22 protein-coding genes are annotated in these 16896 nt (G+C 63.1%); 13 read left to right on the top strand and 9 right to left on the bottom strand.

The genetic code is table 11. The features are described from left to right. Window positions 1–273: 273 nt before the first annotated feature. Together ABZ827_RS16520 and ABZ827_RS16515 are read right to left on the bottom strand one after the other, a co-directional pair. A complete protein-coding gene (locus ABZ827_RS16520) occupies window positions 274–1623 on the bottom strand; it encodes a PhoH family protein (protein ID WP_357237620.1) in 1350 nt (449 codons plus the stop codon). Window positions 1624–2016: 393 nt separating this feature from the next. Beyond that, window positions 2017–2400, bottom strand: a complete 384-nt coding sequence (locus ABZ827_RS16515) for a DUF488 family protein (RefSeq protein ID WP_357237619.1) — start codon at window positions 2398–2400, stop codon at window positions 2017–2019. A 101-nt stretch (window positions 2401–2501) separates the two neighbouring features. On the opposite strand from ABZ827_RS16515, the gene ABZ827_RS16510 reads away from it, so the two are divergent. Continuing rightward, entirely contained in the window at window positions 2502–2774 is a 273-nt protein-coding gene (locus tag ABZ827_RS16510; protein WP_357237618.1) for a hypothetical protein, read from the top strand. Window positions 2775–2787: 13 nt separating this feature from the next. Here ABZ827_RS16510 and ABZ827_RS16505 read toward each other — a convergent pair whose 3' ends face one another. From ABZ827_RS16505 to adh, 3 genes are all read right to left on the bottom strand, one after another. Then, a complete protein-coding gene (locus ABZ827_RS16505; protein WP_357237617.1) occupies window positions 2788–3273 on the bottom strand; it encodes a VOC family protein in 486 nt (161 codons plus the stop codon). A gap of 92 nt (window positions 3274–3365) precedes the next feature. Next, window positions 3366–3767, bottom strand: a complete 402-nt coding sequence (locus tag ABZ827_RS16500; protein ID WP_357237616.1) for a DUF779 domain-containing protein — start codon at window positions 3765–3767, stop codon at window positions 3366–3368. Continuing rightward, window positions 3767–5284: an aldehyde dehydrogenase gene (adh, locus tag ABZ827_RS16495; protein WP_357237615.1), complete on the bottom strand. Its 1518-nt coding sequence runs from the start codon at window positions 5282–5284 to the stop codon at window positions 3767–3769. Before adh ends, ABZ827_RS16500 begins: the two co-directional genes overlap by 1 nt. Before the next feature lie 261 nt (window positions 5285–5545). Between adh and ABZ827_RS16490 the strand changes: the two genes are divergently transcribed. From ABZ827_RS16490 to ABZ827_RS16465, 6 genes are all read left to right on the top strand, one after another. Beyond that, the gene (locus ABZ827_RS16490; protein ID WP_357237614.1) at window positions 5546–5914 is read left to right on the top strand and encodes a hypothetical protein; all 369 of its coding nucleotides are present in this window, start codon (window positions 5546–5548) and stop codon (window positions 5912–5914) included. Next, complete coding sequence (locus tag ABZ827_RS16485; protein WP_357237613.1) at window positions 5911–6540, top strand: DUF3558 domain-containing protein; 630 nt, start codon at window positions 5911–5913, stop codon at window positions 6538–6540. The genes ABZ827_RS16490 and ABZ827_RS16485 overlap by 4 nt, the downstream gene beginning before the upstream one ends. A gap of 3 nt (window positions 6541–6543) precedes the next feature. Further along, window positions 6544–7884 carry a hypothetical protein gene (locus ABZ827_RS16480; protein ID WP_357237612.1) on the top strand — a complete coding sequence of 447 codons (1341 nt, stop codon included), beginning with the start codon at window positions 6544–6546 and terminating at the stop codon, window positions 7882–7884. Further along, window positions 7881–8588 (top strand): ESX secretion-associated protein EspG, encoded by a 708-nt coding sequence (locus tag ABZ827_RS16475; protein ID WP_357237611.1) that lies wholly within the window; start codon window positions 7881–7883, stop codon window positions 8586–8588. The genes ABZ827_RS16480 and ABZ827_RS16475 overlap by 4 nt, the downstream gene beginning before the upstream one ends. Before the next feature lie 392 nt (window positions 8589–8980). Beyond that, a complete protein-coding gene (locus tag ABZ827_RS16470; RefSeq protein WP_357237727.1) occupies window positions 8981–9856 on the top strand; it encodes a helix-turn-helix transcriptional regulator in 876 nt (291 codons plus the stop codon). Further along, window positions 9849–10058 (top strand): DUF397 domain-containing protein, encoded by a 210-nt coding sequence (locus ABZ827_RS16465; RefSeq protein ID WP_357237610.1) that lies wholly within the window; start codon window positions 9849–9851, stop codon window positions 10056–10058. Before ABZ827_RS16470 ends, ABZ827_RS16465 begins: the two co-directional genes overlap by 8 nt. 139 nt (window positions 10059–10197) lie before the next feature. Here the strand turns inward: ABZ827_RS16465 and ABZ827_RS16460 are convergent, their stop codons facing one another. Genes ABZ827_RS16460 through ABZ827_RS16445 form a run of 4 tightly spaced genes read right to left on the bottom strand, consistent with a single transcriptional unit; the run spans window position 10198 to window position 12591 of the window. Beyond that, entirely contained in the window at window positions 10198–10611 is a 414-nt protein-coding gene (locus tag ABZ827_RS16460) for a hypothetical protein (RefSeq protein ID WP_357237609.1), read from the bottom strand. Beyond that, window positions 10608–11939 (bottom strand): polymorphic toxin type 24 domain-containing protein, encoded by a 1332-nt coding sequence (locus ABZ827_RS16455; protein ID WP_357237608.1) that lies wholly within the window; start codon window positions 11937–11939, stop codon window positions 10608–10610. Before ABZ827_RS16455 ends, ABZ827_RS16460 begins: the two co-directional genes overlap by 4 nt. A gap of 6 nt (window positions 11940–11945) precedes the next feature. Further along, window positions 11946–12251 carry a WXG100 family type VII secretion target gene (locus ABZ827_RS16450; protein ID WP_357237607.1) on the bottom strand — a complete coding sequence of 102 codons (306 nt, stop codon included), beginning with the start codon at window positions 12249–12251 and terminating at the stop codon, window positions 11946–11948. Window positions 12252–12270: 19 nt separating this feature from the next. Next, a complete protein-coding gene (locus ABZ827_RS16445; RefSeq protein ID WP_357237606.1) occupies window positions 12271–12591 on the bottom strand; it encodes a WXG100 family type VII secretion target in 321 nt (106 codons plus the stop codon). 312 nt (window positions 12592–12903) lie between these two features. On the opposite strand from ABZ827_RS16445, the gene ABZ827_RS16440 reads away from it, so the two are divergent. The 6 genes from ABZ827_RS16440 (at window position 12904) to ABZ827_RS16415 (ending at window position 16855) form a co-directional block, all read left to right on the top strand. Beyond that, entirely contained in the window at window positions 12904–13299 is a 396-nt protein-coding gene (locus ABZ827_RS16440) for a protein kinase (protein WP_357237605.1), read from the top strand. Next, window positions 13296–13493, top strand: a complete 198-nt coding sequence (locus ABZ827_RS16435) for a hypothetical protein (RefSeq protein WP_357237604.1) — start codon at window positions 13296–13298, stop codon at window positions 13491–13493. The genes ABZ827_RS16440 and ABZ827_RS16435 overlap by 4 nt, the downstream gene beginning before the upstream one ends. A gap of 109 nt (window positions 13494–13602) precedes the next feature. Beyond that, a complete protein-coding gene (locus ABZ827_RS16430) occupies window positions 13603–13911 on the top strand; it encodes a hypothetical protein (protein WP_357237603.1) in 309 nt (102 codons plus the stop codon). Window positions 13912–13917: 6 nt separating this feature from the next. Then, a complete protein-coding gene (locus ABZ827_RS16425) occupies window positions 13918–14961 on the top strand; it encodes a hypothetical protein (protein ID WP_357237602.1) in 1044 nt (347 codons plus the stop codon). Then, complete coding sequence (locus ABZ827_RS16420; RefSeq protein ID WP_357237601.1) at window positions 14958–15869, top strand: hypothetical protein; 912 nt, start codon at window positions 14958–14960, stop codon at window positions 15867–15869. Before ABZ827_RS16425 ends, ABZ827_RS16420 begins: the two co-directional genes overlap by 4 nt. After that, entirely contained in the window at window positions 15866–16855 is a 990-nt protein-coding gene (locus tag ABZ827_RS16415; RefSeq protein WP_357237600.1) for an LpqN/LpqT family lipoprotein, read from the top strand. Before ABZ827_RS16420 ends, ABZ827_RS16415 begins: the two co-directional genes overlap by 4 nt. The last annotated feature ends 41 nt before the right edge of the window (window positions 16856–16896 follow it).

The raw sequence follows: 16896 nt of genomic DNA, 5'->3' as shown, positions 1-16896 counted from the left end.
CGACAAGGCGCGTCCCGGTGTAGACCATCCGAGAAGGCGAGTTCTCGGCGTAGCCGTCCGTGGAGGGGCGGGCTGTGTTTTTGGAGGCGCTCCGCGCCTCGAGGTCGGGGCCCTATTAACCCCGCGTCTTCACTCCGGCGCTCAGTCGCTGCGCTCCTTCGCTCTGTCGCTGCAGACGCGGGGCGGGCCCCGACCGTGGATGTGGGGTGTGGGGGTGTTGTTGAAGCACCCCCGGATGCTGGTGGGGGCGGGGGTGCTCAACAGGTCGATCGGTCAGGCGTTGGGGCCGTATTCCTCCAGCATTTCGGTGACCAGGGCAGCGATCGGGGAGCGTTCGCTGCGGGTGAGGGTGATGTGGGCGAACAAGGGGTGGCCCTTGAGTTTCTCGATTACCGCGGCGACACCGTCGTGGCGGCCGACGCGCAGGTTGTCGCGTTGTGCCACATCGTGGGTGAGGACGACCCGGGAACCGCTACCCAGCCGGCTGAGGACCGTGAGTAGTACGTTGCGTTCCAGCGATTGGGCTTCGTCCACGATCACGAACGAATCGTGTAGTGACCGGCCCCGGATATGGGTCAGCGGAAGGACTTCGAGCATATCGCGGCTGAGGACCTCCTCCATCACCTCGCGACTGGCCAGGCCGTCCAGGGTGTCGAAAACGGCCTGCGCCCAGGGGCCCATCTTCTCGTTCTCGGTGCCCGGTAGGTAGCCCAGTTCCTGTCCGCCCACCGCGTAGAGCGGCCGGAACACCACGACCTTGCGGTGACTGCGTTTCTCCAGCACCGCTTCCAGTCCGGCGGTGAGCGCCAGCGCCGATTTACCGGTGCCCGCGCGCCCGCCGAGCGACACAATGCCGACACTCTCGTCGAGCAGCAGGTCCAGGGCGACGCGCTGTTCCGCGGAGCGGCCGTGCAGCCCGAATGCCTCGCGTTCGCGTACCAGCTGCACCCGTTTGTCCGCGGTTACCCGGCCGAGGGCGCTGGAACTGTTGCCCAACAGCCGGATCCCGGTGTGGCAGGGCAGTTCCCGTGCCTCGTCGAGATCGACGATCGATTCGCTGTAGAGCTGGTCGACGATATCGGAGGCAGTGTCGATTTCGACCATGCCCGACCAGCCCGAGGTCACCACGTCCTGTGCGTGATATCCCTCTGCGTGTAGACCTACCGCGCTGGCCTTGACCCGCATCGGGATGTCCTTGGACACCAGAACCACCTGGTGGCCGTCCGCATCGAGGTTCAGCGCGCAGGCCAGAATGCGGGAATCGTTGCTCTCGGTGCGGAAACCGACCGGTAGCACCGTGGGATCGGTGTGGTTCAGTTCGACCTGTAACGTGCCACCTTCGGTACCGATCGGCAGGGGTTCGTCCAGCCGTCCGTGGGTCAGGCGCAGATCGTCGAGCATGCGCAGGGCTTCGCGGGCGAACCAGCCGAGTTCGTGGTGGTGTCGTTTACCTTCGAGTTCGCTGATCACGACCAGCGGTAGCACCACCTGATGCTCGCCGAACCGGGTCACTGCCCAGGGATCGGACAGCAGTACCGAGGTGTCGATGACGAAGGTCTTCAAACCTTTCTGAATGGAGCGAGAATTCGCCGAGGGGGCGGATACGGAGCGATTATCAGTCACGGTAGGCTCCTAGGTCTGCGCGGCACCCACACAGACAGTCTCGCTGGGCCGGTCGGTCCGGATGACGGCTGACGGGGTGCGTCAGCTGCCACGAGGGCCGGGTGCCGGCCCCCTCGTACTGAGTTTCTCAGTCACGGTCAGGACCTCCCGAGCGAGCCACAACGCGCGACCCGCCACTCCGAAGCTACCCCGTACCAGGCCCTTCGCGCTCGCAGAAATGCGGGCGGGTTTGATGAATTCACTGTGAACGTGTCCGGGTTCTGTGACGTAAACGCAGGTCAGCATGGGTATTGGGGGGTTCGGGTCGGTACCCGTCGAGTATTCGGGCAAACTGCCCGAACCCGACGTCCGGCCGCCGGGTTCGCCACGGATTCGCCTTCGACCGGCTCGGGACTATTCGCGCAACATCTGGAGAAGCACGGGAACGTGGCTGTTGTCCGGGTCTTTGACCGCGGTGACCAGGGTGACCGGCGGCTTGGTCCGGGCCAGCCCGCGCAGCCGCACCAGGATTTCGTGCGCGGTCCGGGCGGACAGCTCTTCCCGGTACCGGTCGGTGAACTCGTCGTGACGGCCGGGTGGGTCCTCGTGGAACCAGCGCCGCAACTCACTGGACGGGGTGATGTCCTTGGCCCATTCGTCGATGTGGGCAGTGGCTTTGGCGACCCCGCGCGGCCACAGCCGGTCGACCAGCACCCGGTAGCCGTCGTCCGGTTCCGGCGCCTCGTATATCCGTTTGACCTGGAATCCGGCGGGTGCGGTGTGTGGGTCGTCGGTCATGACGTCATCGCATCATGTGCACTGCCCCATCGGACAGCGCCACGCAGCCGGCGTAGCCGGAAACCCGGCCGGCGGCCGCCGGCGCTATTAGAGTCGGCGGTATGAGTCCGAGCGAGGAGTTGGACAGTCTGTCGTCGAAGGAGCTGCACGATCGTGCGGTCAAGCTCGCGGTCCGGCACGGCGATATCCGCTTTCTCTGGCAATTGCTCACCCGGATTCCCGCCGCGGAGGCCACGGCGGGCCGGGCCGGGGAGAGCGAAGCCGATATCAAATGGGTGGTGCCCATGCTGGACGATTACGTCCATTCCGGTGACGGCGAACTCGCCGAGGCGCTGCGCGATTTCTACCTCGACTATCTGCGCGGGCACTCCTGAGGCCGGTGCGGAGTCAGTCGGCGGAGTTGCCCGCATAAGCGTCCCGCAGGGCGCGCACGTCGATCTTCTTCATCGTCAACATGGCCTGCACAGCGCGGTCGACGGCCACTGGGTCGCCACCGCCCAGCACTTCGTTGGCCTCACTCGGCCAGATCTGCCACGGAACCCCGTACTTGTCGTTGAGCCACCCGCATTGGATCTCCTGGCCACCGCCGGCGAGCAGGGCCTCCCACAGGCGGTCGACCTCGGCCTGATCATCGCAGTTGACCAGCAGTGACATGGCGTGGGTGTAGTGATAGTCGCCGCCGCCGTTGATGGCGGTGAACTGCTGTCCGGCGAGTTCGAAGTCGACAGTCATCACGGTGCCGGGTTCGCCCATACCGGATTCGGTGTAGCGCACGACGCCGATGATCTTCGCGTCCGGAAACAGCGAACAGTAGAACTCCGCGGCCTCCTCGGCCTGCGTGTCGTACCAGAGATTGGTGACGATCTTCTGCATGGCGATCCTCCTGGACGGTCGGCTGGTCTGCTGTGGAGACGACGCGCGGGCCGGGAATTCATCGGGAGCCACTACCGCGGCCTGTCTGTGCCTCAGCTGTCGATCTCGGCTCCCGTCTTCGGCGCGGGCGCGGACTCGAGCCGGAGGAATTCCTCGTCGGTCAGCAGCCGGGAGCGGATCAGGAAGCGCACCCCTTCCGGTGCTTCCAGCGAGAAACCGCTCCCGCGGCCGGGTACCACGTCCACCGTCAGGTGTGTGTGCTTCCAGTACTCGTACTGGTCGGCACTCATCCAGAACGGTGTGCCAGCGTCCACGTGCCCGAGCAGTACGTCCTGCCCGCCGACCCTGAACTCGCCCCGCAGATAGCACATGGGCGCACTACCGTCGCAGCAGCCGCCGGACTGGTGGAACATCACCGGGCCGTGCCGTTCGATCAGCTCGGCCAGCAGGCTCGCCGCGGCCGCGGTGAGTTCCACCCGGTTCGGCTCCGGCATCAGAAGAATCCCAGTTTCTTCGGTGAATAGCTCACCAGCAGGTTCTTCGTCTGCTGGTAGTGGTCCAGCATCTGGGCGTGGTTCTCCCGGCCGATGCCCGATTTCTTGTAACCGCCGAACGCCGCGTGCGCCGGATAGGCGTGATAGCAGTTCGTCCACACCCGCCCGGCTTTGATACCGCGGCCGAGCCGGTAGGCGGTGTTGGTATCGCGGGTCCACACCCCCGCCCCCAGGCCGTAGAGCGTGTCGTTGGCGATCTTCAAGGCCTCCTCGGTGGAGTCGAAGGTGGCGACAGATACGACCGGGCCGAAGATCTCCTCCTGGAAGATCCGCATATCGTTGCTGCCCTTGAAGATCGTCGGCTCCACGTAGTAGCCGTTCGGGTAACCGTCCACCGAACGCGAATTGCCGCCGGTGAGGATCTCGGCACCCTCCTTCTTGCCGATATCGATATACGACATGATCTTCTCGAACTGGTCGTTACTGGCCTGTGCGCCGATCATGGTGGCGTCGTCCAGCGGGTCGCCGCTGACGATGGCCTTCGTCCGCTCCAGACAGCGGGCCATGAACTCGTCGTAGATCGAGGAATGGATGAGGGCGCGCGAGGGGCAGGTGCACACCTCGCCCTGATTCAGCGCGAACATCACGAATCCCTCGACCGCTTTGTCCAGGAAATCGTCGTCGGCGGCCATGACATCGGGCAGGAAGATATTCGGGCTCTTCCCGCCGAGCTCCAGGGTGACCGGGATGATGTTCTCGCTGGCGTACTGCATGATCAACCGGCCCGTGGTGGTTTCCCCGGTGAAGGCCACCTTCGCGACGCGCGGGCTCGACGCCAGCGGTTTGCCGGTTTCCACCCCGAATCCGTTCACGACATTGAGCACACCGGGCGGCAGCAGATCGGCGATCAGCTCGACAACTTTCAAGATCGACGCCGGAGTCTGCTCCGCGGGTTTCAGCACCACGGCGTTCCCCGCCGCCAGCGCGGGCGCGAGTTTCCAGGTGGCCATCAGAATCGGGAAATTCCACGGAATGATCTGCCCGACCACCCCGAGCGGCTCATGGAAGTGATACGCGACCGTATCGGCGTCGATCTCGCTGATCCCGCCCTCCTGAGCCCGGATCGCGCCGGCGAAATACCGGAAATGGTCGACGGCCAGCGGCAGATCGGCGGCCTTCGTCTCCCGGACGGGTTTCCCGTTCTCCCAGGTCTCGGCGACGGCCAGCGCCTCGAGGTTCTCCTCGATCCGATCGGCGATCTTGTTGAGCAGATTCGCCCGCTCGGTCGCGGAGGTGGCCCCCCACCCGTCCGCGGCGGCATGCGCGGCATCGAGGGCCAGTTCGACGTCGGGAGCGGTGGAACGCGCTATCTCGCAGAAGGTTTCGCCATCGACCGGGGACGGGTTGTCGAAGTATTTCCCTTCGACGGGCGCGGTCCACTCACCACCGATGAAGTTGTCGTATCGGCTGGCATAACTGACGATGCTGCCGTCGGTACCGGGCTTGGCGTAGGTCATGGGGTGCTCCTCGAAGTGGATTCATGCGGTCCGCGGAGGCCGAAGCGAAGGCGGAGGTATCGCATCATGACGAGCTCCTCGGTCGACTCGGACGCAGTGATACACGACGTTTTGCTTCGTGATGTAAATCACTATGCCACGGGGAGGTGGGGGCGCGGGTGGGGTCGAGTGGATGGGGTCATGTGGCGATCGAGGGAACCGGTGAGGGTCGGGTTGCGTCCAGTAGGGTGAGGGAAGTTTTACGAAGGGTGGGCTGACGCTATGGATGTGGGGCAGGGGACCGCGAACGCGTTGTATCGGCAGGCGGCGGCCGGGACGTTCCGGATGGAGCGGGGGGCTGCCGAGCGGTGCGCAGCGGTCTACACCAGGTTGGTGGATACCTGCCTGGATAAGCAGATTGTGGACTCTGAACAGCTGCACCGAGTGTCCGGATTCGGCGGTTTCGTATCGGCGCAGGAGTTGCAGGCGGGGTTTGCCACCAAAGGGGCGTCGGTGACCGATGCGCTGAAGGGCATGAAGGAAGCCGCACTGCGAATGGCCGCAGCCTACCTGCAGGCCGGCGGCGCAGTCGAGGAAGCAGATGCGATGAACAGTCGCGCGCTGAGTGTCATGGGAGAGGCTGTGGAATGAACCCTCGGAACTTGTTGACTGTTGTCGTCGCCGCGGGAGCCCTGATGGGTTTGGTGGCTTGCTCGACCCCCGATCAGTCGGGCGAGACGGCTTCAGCCACATCCGCGTCATCTGCGGTGTCCCAAACGAACTCGCCGCGGCCGACATTGACCGAGTCGCGATTGCAGCCTCCGCCCTTGGAGAACGAATATACGACTCAGGGTCGCCCCGAAGTGGTGTTCGATCCGTGCACATGGATCAGTGATGAGGCCGTCAGCAAGGCCGGACTTGATCCGGCCACCCGGCGCCGAGGGACTGATCTGGTGGCCGAATATACCTTTTTGACGTGCGACTTCGAGGGCAAGCTCCGTAACCTTTCGATCGAATCGGGCAATGTTGCCTGGGAAGAGAACCTGCAGAAGACTGGCACATACAGTGAGCCGTTGACGGTAAATGGCCGGGAAGGGCTGCTGGTGCAGGATCCGCAGCAGCCCGGGGTTTGCGGCATCCATATGCGTACGAAGGTCGGATTCGTCATGTTCAGTTCGTCCCGAACCTTCGAAGGGTCCGAGGCGGGACTTCAACGCTGCGATGGCGTTCTGGAGATCGCGAAAGTCCTGGAGCCCGAGATCGGGGCGGAGAACTGAACGATGGGCGATGAAAAGACACCTCCGCCGCTCGGTATGTTCGGCCCAGCGCTGGGTATCGACCCCGGATCTGTGGAGGATCGGCTCTCGGGCCAGCAGAGCTTGTCCGGCGCGCAGTATTTCGGTTCGCAGCTGTCGCATGACGGGCAGGACCCCGCCTACATCACTCAGATGGAGCTTTTCGAGGGACTGTCGCACGAAGAGATCTACGCGAAGGTCAGCGAGATGACGCCCGGCATCATGCACAGTGTTGCCGACGCCTATCAGTCGGTTGCAAATTCTCTGGGCGGTGCACTATTCGGTTCCTTCCTGTCCATCCAGCGTGAACTCTCCGACGGTATGGACGGCCAGTTCGCGGATGCCGCGAATCAGGCGTCCAGGGCATTCTTCGACCAGGCGACCGATGTGCAGGAAGTAATCAATGCTGTCGGTATGCGGATCCATGCCGCTGCCTACGGTGCCGAGGTGGTGAAGAAATCTGTTCCACCGCCGCCTACCCAAGCGCCGGGTGGCAATACCGCCGTGACGACAGGCGTGGTCGATCCGATGAAGGTCGCGGAGGTCGTCGTGGGTGCGACCGACCCGGCGGCCGCGGCGGCTTTCGATACATATAAGGAAGATCAGCGGCTGGCCGCCGTCGAAGTGATGAATATGGCCTATAAACCCACGTACCAGCCCGCGGGTGATGGTGTGCCGACATTTGTACCGGTCCAGGTTCCCGGTGATCAGCCCGGTCCCACCGGCCCGAACGGTACTGCCGGTCCCAGCGGCACCACATCCGGGCCTGGTTCCCAAACGCCGGGTGGCGAGGCTCCGGGGGAGAATCCCACCGAAGAACAGACGCCCGAGGCACCCGGAACCGAAGAACCGCAGACGACTACGGCGAGTACCAACGAGGCTCCGACCTCGCAACAGCCGGGTACCACTCCCGGTAACCCCGCCGGTGACCCGCCACGCACCACCCCGTCGACCACTACGCCCGGTTCGCCTGGGACGCCGGCGGGGACACCTGGTATGCCGGGCGGTGCTCCACCCCAGAACCAGACGCCGGGCAAAACTGTCCCGGGAGCTCCCGGCGGCCCGCCGAACAGTCCCTCCGGCGGTCCGGCGGCGACATCGACTGCCGCGGGGACCAATAGGGCGATGTCGGGAATGCCCGGGATGATGGGCGGTGGTGCGGGAGCCAGGAAAGGTGAGGACGACGCCGACCATACGGTGCCCGACTACCTGATCCAGGATCGCGAGGAAGAGTTGTTCGGCGCGCGGCCCCAACTCCTGGACGGTGTGCTGGGCGGCGACGCCCCCGCCGCGCAACCGGCCGATGATCGTGGAGAACGTTGGTGAAGTGGGAGTTCACGCCGGACGAGTTCATGCACGTCTGGAAGGAGACGGGTAAGGATCGTTACCCGTACCCGCTCGAGCTGCGTTCCTCGGTGCGCTGGGAGGACGAGTTCCACCGATTGGCCGCGCGGATCGAAACCGAGTATCCGCGGGGCGGCGACCCAGACCTCACGGCGGCGCTGCGGATCGCGGCGGAACCGGAGTCGACGCTCACCCTCTCGGGTAGTCGTCGCCGCCGGATCCGCGCCTGTGGAGCGTTCGCGAGTGCCGCCGGTGTGACCGTGGTGCAGTTCCCGGGAACGGCAACGGATTTCGACGGAAAGTTCGTGGTGCAGATCGGGTCGCCGGCGATCGTCCCGCGGATCTTCCTGCAGATCCTCGGTGAGCTGCCCAAGGGCACCCGCCCGCCGCTGGTGGAGAGTATCGATCGGCTGCGTGACACCTATGAGGTGTGGAACGGCGGCAAACCGCAACCGGCGGACCGGATGCGCCGCCTGTTGAAGGCCCCCCGCGCGGGCTCGGGCTTCCTGCAGGCCCGTCATCGGCTTCGCGACCCTCAGCCACCGGAGCCGCGTTATCTCAGCTGGTTCGATATCGCCGACGACGGCCGCTACATCTACGGGCACCGCTACCAGGACTTCCACATCGACCCGGTTTCGCACGACGAATTCAAACGTGCGCTCACGCAATTGATCGCTCCTTCCTGAGCCGCATCCGACCGGTAGTCGGCGTTCCTGGGCCGGCAGGTACCCGGACGTGGCAGGTCACGCCCGGACCGGCCGGTGGCGCAGAAGTGCAATCACACACCATCTTTCACTCCTCGGGTTAGTCTTGGCCTACGCCCGGCGCAGGGTCCGGCGGGGGCATATGGACGGTGCCGGACCCTCCCGCAGCAGATTTCCGGCTGCGGCGGTGACGTTCCGCGAAGGTGAGTCGCGGAACATCCCGTGCGGGGCGTATCCCCAGTAGATAGGACAGGCGCGCGGTTGCGCCGCCTCTTCATTGGGGAATTGCCGTGGGAAAGCCGACTTTCCACCACGGCGCCTTCCATATAGAGCCAATCCAGTTAGCGAGGGTAAATATCGTGGGTAGTGGGTCCATGCTTCCCCGCCGTGCCTTGGGGCGACAGCTGCGCAAAATGCGCCTGCGCGAGGGGATCACGCAGTCCGGTGCCGCACGGGTCGCGGAGGTATCGCCGCAGTCCTACGGACGATTGGAGGACGGCAGGCAGACCAAGGTCACCGATCTGGCCATGAACGCGCTGTGCAACGCATTCTCTAGTACGGACGAGGAGCGGTCGATCGTTCTCGACCTCGCACAGGTCATCAGGAAGTCCGCCAAGTTCGATGGCGGATGGTGGCTATCGCAGAGGGTTTCGGTGTCGAACAGCTTCAGCGACTTCGTTACTCTGGAAGAATCTGCGACACACGTCTTTTCGTGGGAGACATGTCTCGTTCCCGGCCTGCTGCAAACCAGGGAGTATCGTCGCGCATTGCTGTGGGCGGAGTTCCCCGAAATGCCCTCGCATCAGGTGGAGTCGACCCTGGACGTCGTTGCGCGGCGACAGCAGCTGTTGAACAAGGCGGATTTTCACTTCGAGGGGCTGATAGCCGAGTCGGTACTGACCACCGCGATAGGAGGCCCAGCCGTCCTCGCGGACCAGCTTTCACACCTGCTGGAGGTCTCTCATCGGCCGAACGTGACCATGCGCGTTGTCAGCAGACGCGCTAATGACCAGGTCGGCGTAGTCACCGGACCGTTCGTACTGTTCGATCTTCCTCCAATGCCGACATCACGGCTGCGGCAGGCGCCGGTGGTGTACATGGAAGGTCACTTCGGCAGGATCTACCTCGAAGATGAGTCGGACGTCGCCGAGTATGCGCGCGTTAGGGAAAGGATTCGGAGGACTGCATACTCGGAGGAGGATTCTGGTGCGCTGGTGCTCGCGGCATTGAAGGAGTTGAACAATGAGTGACTTGTCAACCGCCCAGTGGTTCAAAAGCAGTAGAAGTCAAGGAGACGGAAACTGCGTGGAGGTCGCCTTCTTGGGTGACGGTCTGGTCGGTGTGCGAGATTCCAAGAACCCCGCTGGTCCGGCCCTGGTCTTCCGTCCGGAGGACTGGGACGGTTTCCTCACCGGCCTGGCGGGCGCTTGGTTCAAGAGTTGGGATCGCTAGAGAATTGACTATTATGCATTGCGTAAACAAACCGGTCGAGCTCGCTTGAGCCTACCTCCCACAGAAATCCCGCCGCGGGCTGGGTTCGCCTGTCAGTACGCCATACGGCTGATTCTCCGCCGGGAATACGAGTGAATTGCTACTCCCGTCCTCGGAGTCTTTTGAGCTGCTGGAAGCCGATGGCGCCATTATCTGACAATTGGTCTCGTACCGGCTCGATGATATCGAGGATCTCGATTTCACCGCTTGCGTCCAGCTCATAGAGTCTGTTGGCCATGTAGTCCGCGTCCGGATCGTCCCGACGTCTTCCGATCTCGTCGAGGACAAGGAAAATACCTTCTTTGCCGCCCCTACGGGCCAGAACATCGGCGGCATCAACCTGCATCGTGACGATCTCATCGTCCAACATCTCGTGCAGGCGTTCGACTGCTCTGCCATCATGAATATATTCCGCTAGGCTATATATAGCGTGATCTCTGGTCATGCCATCCGTGCTCCTGGATTCCGCCAACGCGTTCTCCAGGGTGGTTGAGTCGTCATTCGGATCGGTCACGGAATCTCCTGGGGTAGAGCGGGACGTACGGTATCGCTGAGTGTCTTGGCGAAGATCTCACCAGTCTTCGGATTCACATTCTTCTGTACCTCGACGACGTGCGGCGTAGGAATATACTGTCCTGTTTGCTTGTCCAAATGTGGCTTTCCTGTGAGATCGACTCGGCTGGTCGCCACGCCATCTTCGTCATAATACGAGTAGTTTGTGATGTTACCGTTTGCGTCCTTCTTGACGATATATCCATTCGGCGGGCCATTGATGACCGGCAGGTTTCCTTTCGTCCATACCTGCGCACCAGCCAATTTCTGTGCGAGTGGGGGCTCAGGGGCGCCGGCTTCGACTGTGTCTTCGGCGGTTTCGATGGCGTCGTGGAGGCGTTCGAGTTTGGTGCGGGTGTCGGCGAGGTTGCGGGTGAGGGTGATGAGGCGGCGGAGGCCCGCGGCGGCGACGATGCCGCGCAGCAGCCCGACGGTGTCGTTGACGAGTTTGGCGAATTTGCCGGCTCGGACGGCGGTTACCGCGGCGCTGCCGACGCCGAAGCTGATGACGGAGGCGGCGACGGCGAGGGCGACGGTGACGGCGACTTGCTTGCCGAGTTCTTTGGCGAACGAGTCGAGGATGCCTTGGAGGTCGGTTTTCATCTTGTCGTGCGCGGTTTTCTGGTGGGCGCACTCGCCTGCGAGGTCGGTGAAGGCGGCGATCAGGTCTTCGGCGGCGGTTTTCGCGGTGCGTAGGTCGTCGTCGATGGTGGCGACTTCGGGTGCGGTGACGGTCTGGAACATCGCGGCGGCGCGTTCGAGTTCGGCGGGGAGGCCGGTGACTTCGGGGGCGTGGGCGAGGGCGTTCCAGGTGGTGGCGGCGGTGTTGAGTTTGTCGGTGTCGCCGTCGGGGACGGGCAGGTCGATACCGATCTTTTTGGCGAGGTCGAGGCCGTCGTCGATCAATCCGCTGCCGGGGCCGCCGGCCGAGGGGGGTGGTATCGGGCAGCTGGCGTAGGCCAGGGGTGGGATGGGTGGTTTTTCCGGGGGTGGGGTGCCGGAGGCGGGGTTGTGGTCGCCGAGGGCGTAGGTGTGCCCGATTTGGTTGAGGGCGCTGGTGTATCGGTCCAGGAGCATGGTCAGTGCGGTCACCATGCTGTTGGTTTCGCGGACCTGCTTGTCGTAGGAGATGGCCCAGTCCTTGCCGGGGCCGACGCTTCCGGCCATGGCTGTGGTGGGTTCGAGTGCTTTCAGATTGTTGCTGTAGGTGGTGAAGAATGCGATTGCCGCGCGGTTGATGATGGTGGCGGCCTCGTAATAGACGGCCGGGTCGACGTTGATGAAGTTCATCGACGGTTATCTGGGGCCGAGGATGCGCTGGACGGTTTGGATGGCGGTGGTGTAGCGGGTGTGGGCGTCGACGGCGGCCTGGCGCATGGCGTCCACGCCTTCGCGGACATCGGTGGCCCCGTTCGACCATTTCCGGAACGCGTCGGCTTGGGCGGTAGCCGTTTCGCCGCCCCAGGTTTGATGCAGGGTGGCCATGCGTTGTTCGAGGCCGGTGAGGCTGTCGTTGAGGAAGCCGATGAAGTTCGCGGCGCGGGCGGTGAGGTTGTCGAGTTGGTCGAGGTCGACCTGGAAAGCCTGCGAATCTTCGGGCACGGTGGATCCCCATGTGTGGTTATAGGTTGAGCGATGGGTAGCTCTGGGAGTTGCTGTCGTCTTGTTCCACGAAGGTCGCGGTGGTGACTCCCAGCAGCTCGGCGATGGTCGACAGGGCCTCGAGGACCTCGACCGCGCCCTGTTTGGTTTCGTCCCAGCCCGCCCGGTAGGCGTTCGCGGAGTTGCCCCTCCACACGCCGAGTACGGCATCGATATCGGTGTCGAGCGAGTGCAGGGCGTTCACCAGTTGATCGGCGGTGAGCTGCACGAATCTGCCCGCATCCAGAACATGTTCGGGGACGACCCGCAATACCGGAGCCGAATCTGCCGGATCCCCCACAACATCCCCACAATCGATCGAACAGCGTTCCCGCCGAACAGTACCGGCACATATCGCATTGTCAATCCGTCCTGCTGGGCTGAAATGATCGCGCGGTGACCCAGACCTCGCGCGCGGCGCGGCTCCACCACGGGGCCGGGCTGTGACCCGCGGCAGCTAATCCGACCGTCTCCGGGGCGACGTAGCGGCCGCCGGTGTTCTGGACTGCCCAGGGCCACAGCTGCGGCGGATAGGTGGGTGTCGCGTGGCCGGGCAGCGGGTGATGGAGTCCAGGAGGGTTACCCGGGATTTCGAGGTGCAGAGGGGAACCGGGTGGTGCTGGCACAGGGTGATGATTTTGCCGGTTATCGCATTGAGCGGCTGCTCGGTGTCGGTGGTATGGGGGAGGTTTATCTGGCACAGGACCGCGATCTGCCGCGTCCGGTTGCTTTGAAATTGCTCGGCGCCGCAGTGGCCGGCGACCCCGGGGTGCGGGCGCGGTTCCAGCGTGAGGCCGATACCGCCGCGCGGCTGGCGCATCCGAATATCGTGAGTGTGTATGCCCGTGGTGAATACGCGGATCGGCTCTGGATCGCGATGGAATACGTGGACGGCACTGATGTCGCTGCGCTGCTGGATAACGGTGGCCTGGCTCCGGGCCATGCGGTGTGGATGCGGCCCGGGCCCCCGATCGCGCGCACCAGCACAACATCCTGCACCGTGATGTGAAGCCAGCGAACATCCTGCTGTCCCGCGGCCCGCAGCCGCGGGTCCTGCTCGCGGATTTGGATATTGCAAAAGCGCTGGACGAATCGGTGGGCCTCACCCGCACCGGGGAGGTGTATGCGAGTTTCCGGTACGCGGCCCCGGAACAATTCGATCCGTCCACCGGCATGTTCGGCACGCCGCCTTCCATACGATGATCTCAAGACCCCGGATCGGAGACTCCTGGTCTGGTCATGGTACGAATGGGCGGACCGGATTACGGCCCTGGGCATGTCAGCGCGAAGGGGGAGACATATGTCTATCGAGGTGGACGAGGACAGCCTGCGGCAGGCCGCTGCGGCATTAGCTCTGCTGCCCAGCGATATCGATGCGGTGCCGAAGCTCGACGCCGAACGAGTCGGGAATACATTGAAAGGCTCGGCCGTCGGCGCCGCGCTGATGAGTTCCAATTCGGCCAGCACTCGTGCGAAAAACTTGCTCAACGCGCGATTCAATCAGCTGTCCGGCCTGTTGGCTATGTCTGCGAACAGCTTCACCGGAACCGATGTCGATGCGGCCCACCGAATCGCTGCCGCCGTCGATCTGAATTCCGGCGATCCGCATGCGGTGAAGTAGTCCGAGATGGCAACCCCGACCGAAGTTCTCAGCTGGGACGTTTCAAGCTTGCCGACAGTGGCGACCAATGCGACAGGCATTGCCGACGGGATCATCAAAGCCACTGGCACAATGTACGACACGCTCCACAACGGTCTCATGTGGAAAGGTGAAGCCAAGGTCGCGGCGGAAGGCAAAGCCGACCGCGAACAGACACAGATGCGGGCAATCGCCACCGTCTACGACGACCTTGCCTCGGCAGCCACCGGAGCCTATCAGGCGATGGAACACACTCTCACCGAAATAAAAGTGCTCTTCCGCAACTACGTGCACGCTCCTGTCGATGTCGGCGAGGATTGGAGTGTCAGCGGAGTCGAGGACTGGAATTCCGAGGCCGGAATCCAGCTCGCTCGCCTGCCAGGTCTGGCGGAGGCGCTGCTGACCGCCGATGCGCAATGGGGGTCGCGGCTCGCGGATGCCAACGCCGAGCTCGAACGCATGGCCTCCGATGAAACCCTCACGGCCGTTGTGAACGCCGTAAAACAAATCAAAACTGATGATCCCAAAGCGCTGCCCGATGAAATCGCTGCGTCCCCCTGGGCTCACTGGAAGCCGGACGTGCCGGCAATGACAGCGGCGTCCATCTCCGGAATGATGACCGACGGTGTGAAAATGGGACTGGAAGGCGCAGCGAAAAGCGCGAACGATACCGCTGTTCTGAAATGGGTCCAAGAATGGGGAAATCTAGCAGATGGAAAGTACACCACTGGATTGAGCCGGCTGGGCATAATCGGAAATGCGATAGGCACCGTACCTGCCATCACCAACGACATCGAAGGGGGAATGGACCCCACAAAAGCTGTCGTCAGTGAATCCGCTGGCACTGCTGTCGGCATGGCCGCAGGCGGAGCGACCGCTGCTTGGGTCAGCGGCGGCACCGTCGGCGCCGCGATCGGCACCGCGGTGCCGGTTCCAGGTGTTGGTACCGCGGTCGGGTTCGTTGTCGGTGCGGGTGTAGCCGCTGGAGCGGCGTACCTGACGTCCAAGGGAATTCAAAAGATATGGTCATGACAGGCGCCACGTTCCCCGAGGTCGACTGGATCGAGGGGTGGCCGAGAGATCGATCGAAATCCGCGATGACATTACCGATTCTGATGACGGTAATATTCCTGGCGCTCGCTGTCACGCCGATTCTGGGTGCTCCATGGGACGCCGGTCCAGTAGTGTCCCTGGGATCGGTTGGAGGACTTCTGGCATTCCTGGGTTTGGCGTATTTCTTCGCCTCTATGCTGCGTGGATATCTTCCGCTCAGAAATGCGGGAATTGTGCCGACCATCGACGATGAGCACGGTGCAGGAATTCGGTTAGCAGTTGACCACCGCGAGATGACACGACTTATTCCGGCACTGGTCGGCATGTCGGTTTACGGGTTATGTGGTTGGCTGGACTGGCGCGCAGGTGGCGACAGCCTGCTACCGATGTCCAGGTCGAATAGCGGAGGTGCCACATTTGCCCTGATATTTGCCGTGGTCCTGGCGCTTGCGGTGCTGCTCTTCAGTCTGCTCGGGAGGTGGGCGATACAAGTAACTGTTCACCCCGCAGGGATTGTTCGACGCCATTCGATTCCATTCGGGAAAGAAAAACGAGAGTTCGTCTCCTGGGGCGACATAACCTCGCTCACTCCGGGTACCTTCTCGTCGGGAAGGGCCAAGAACTTACCGGTATTGAATATTAATTTATCGGATATTTCGACTCCTCCCGGAAATCGAATGTTCGACCAGGTGGGAATCCTCGGCATTCCGTTGTATACATATAGATGTGACCCTAATTCGGCGTTTTCGATACTGGCATATTTGCACGGCAACCCAAAACGGAGAGATTTGCTGACGCGTCCAGACGTTCCGCAGTGGTTTCTTCGAGTGGGGCGGGGGGACAGAGGAGGCTACCGGGCCCGGAAGGTCGGAGGTGGGGAAGCGTGAGCGTATTTTCGAGCGATACGCAGCATTTTCTCAGCATCGCCGAGTACCTCGCTGAGAACAATGTCCATTCGACGCCCGTCCATCCGGATACCGTAGCGGCACCCCGAGTTTCTATCCAAGTACCGCAAGGGTGGCGGGAAATCCCTCGTGAAGTTCTCCCCGGCGCGTACTGCGCCTGGTCCAGGGTTCCGGATGGTGCTACGAATTGGGCGGATAATGTCCTAATCATGATCGGCCGTCTGGACCAGGCGGTGGATTCCACCACACTGCTTCGTTGCGGACACACCGATTCGCGGCGAATGCCGGGGTGGCAGGATATCCAAGCCGACACCAGCGACTGTTCAGGTTTCCCAGCGGCGGCCATCTTGGGTAAGTATCGCGTCGAGGATGACGAGTTCGTCGCATACACACGGTACGTCATGATAGACAGGGGGCCTGCTCAGTACCTGATACAGGTCACGGCCACGGTCCGCGCCGGCTCGCCCACTGCGGTAGCTGATATCAGCATGATCATGAGTGGCCTGAATATAGCCGTGGCCGACGACAGAGGCGCACCCAGCGGTGGCACCCAGGCGAGACCACATGTCGAGCCGAGGACTATCGCCACAGCTGATGTCCGGGGTATCGGGATCGGGTTGGAGTCGTCTGGTCGCCTGCACAGTCTGACCATTGACGCCCACGCTTTCGCCAAAGGGCCTGATGCGCTGGCGGCGAGCATCGTCGATGCCTACCAGCGCGCGGCGGCAGCCCTGCCATCCAGCGAAGCAATCCGGTCGGACACGGCTGTGCCGGACCCGTCGAAATGGCGTGCGCCGACCACCGGCGGCGACTGGCTGCCTGACAACCAGCCCAGCAGACCGGCGGACTATGTCTCGGCGGCCGAACAGCCTTATCCGTGGCAACAATACCCACATCGCCCGCCGCCGCATGGCCCTGCACAATCGCAGCACTATCCACAGTCACCGCCTCCACGTGAGTGGCGCTAGCTGCACGTGAAGGGGAAAGGGGGTTCGGCGGACTGCCTACT

This window comes from Nocardia sp. NPDC019395 (genome assembly GCF_040632335.1).
Taxonomy (GTDB): Bacteria; Actinomycetota; Actinomycetes; order Mycobacteriales; family Mycobacteriaceae; genus Nocardia.
This window is presented reverse-complemented; position numbering and strand designations above follow the sequence as displayed.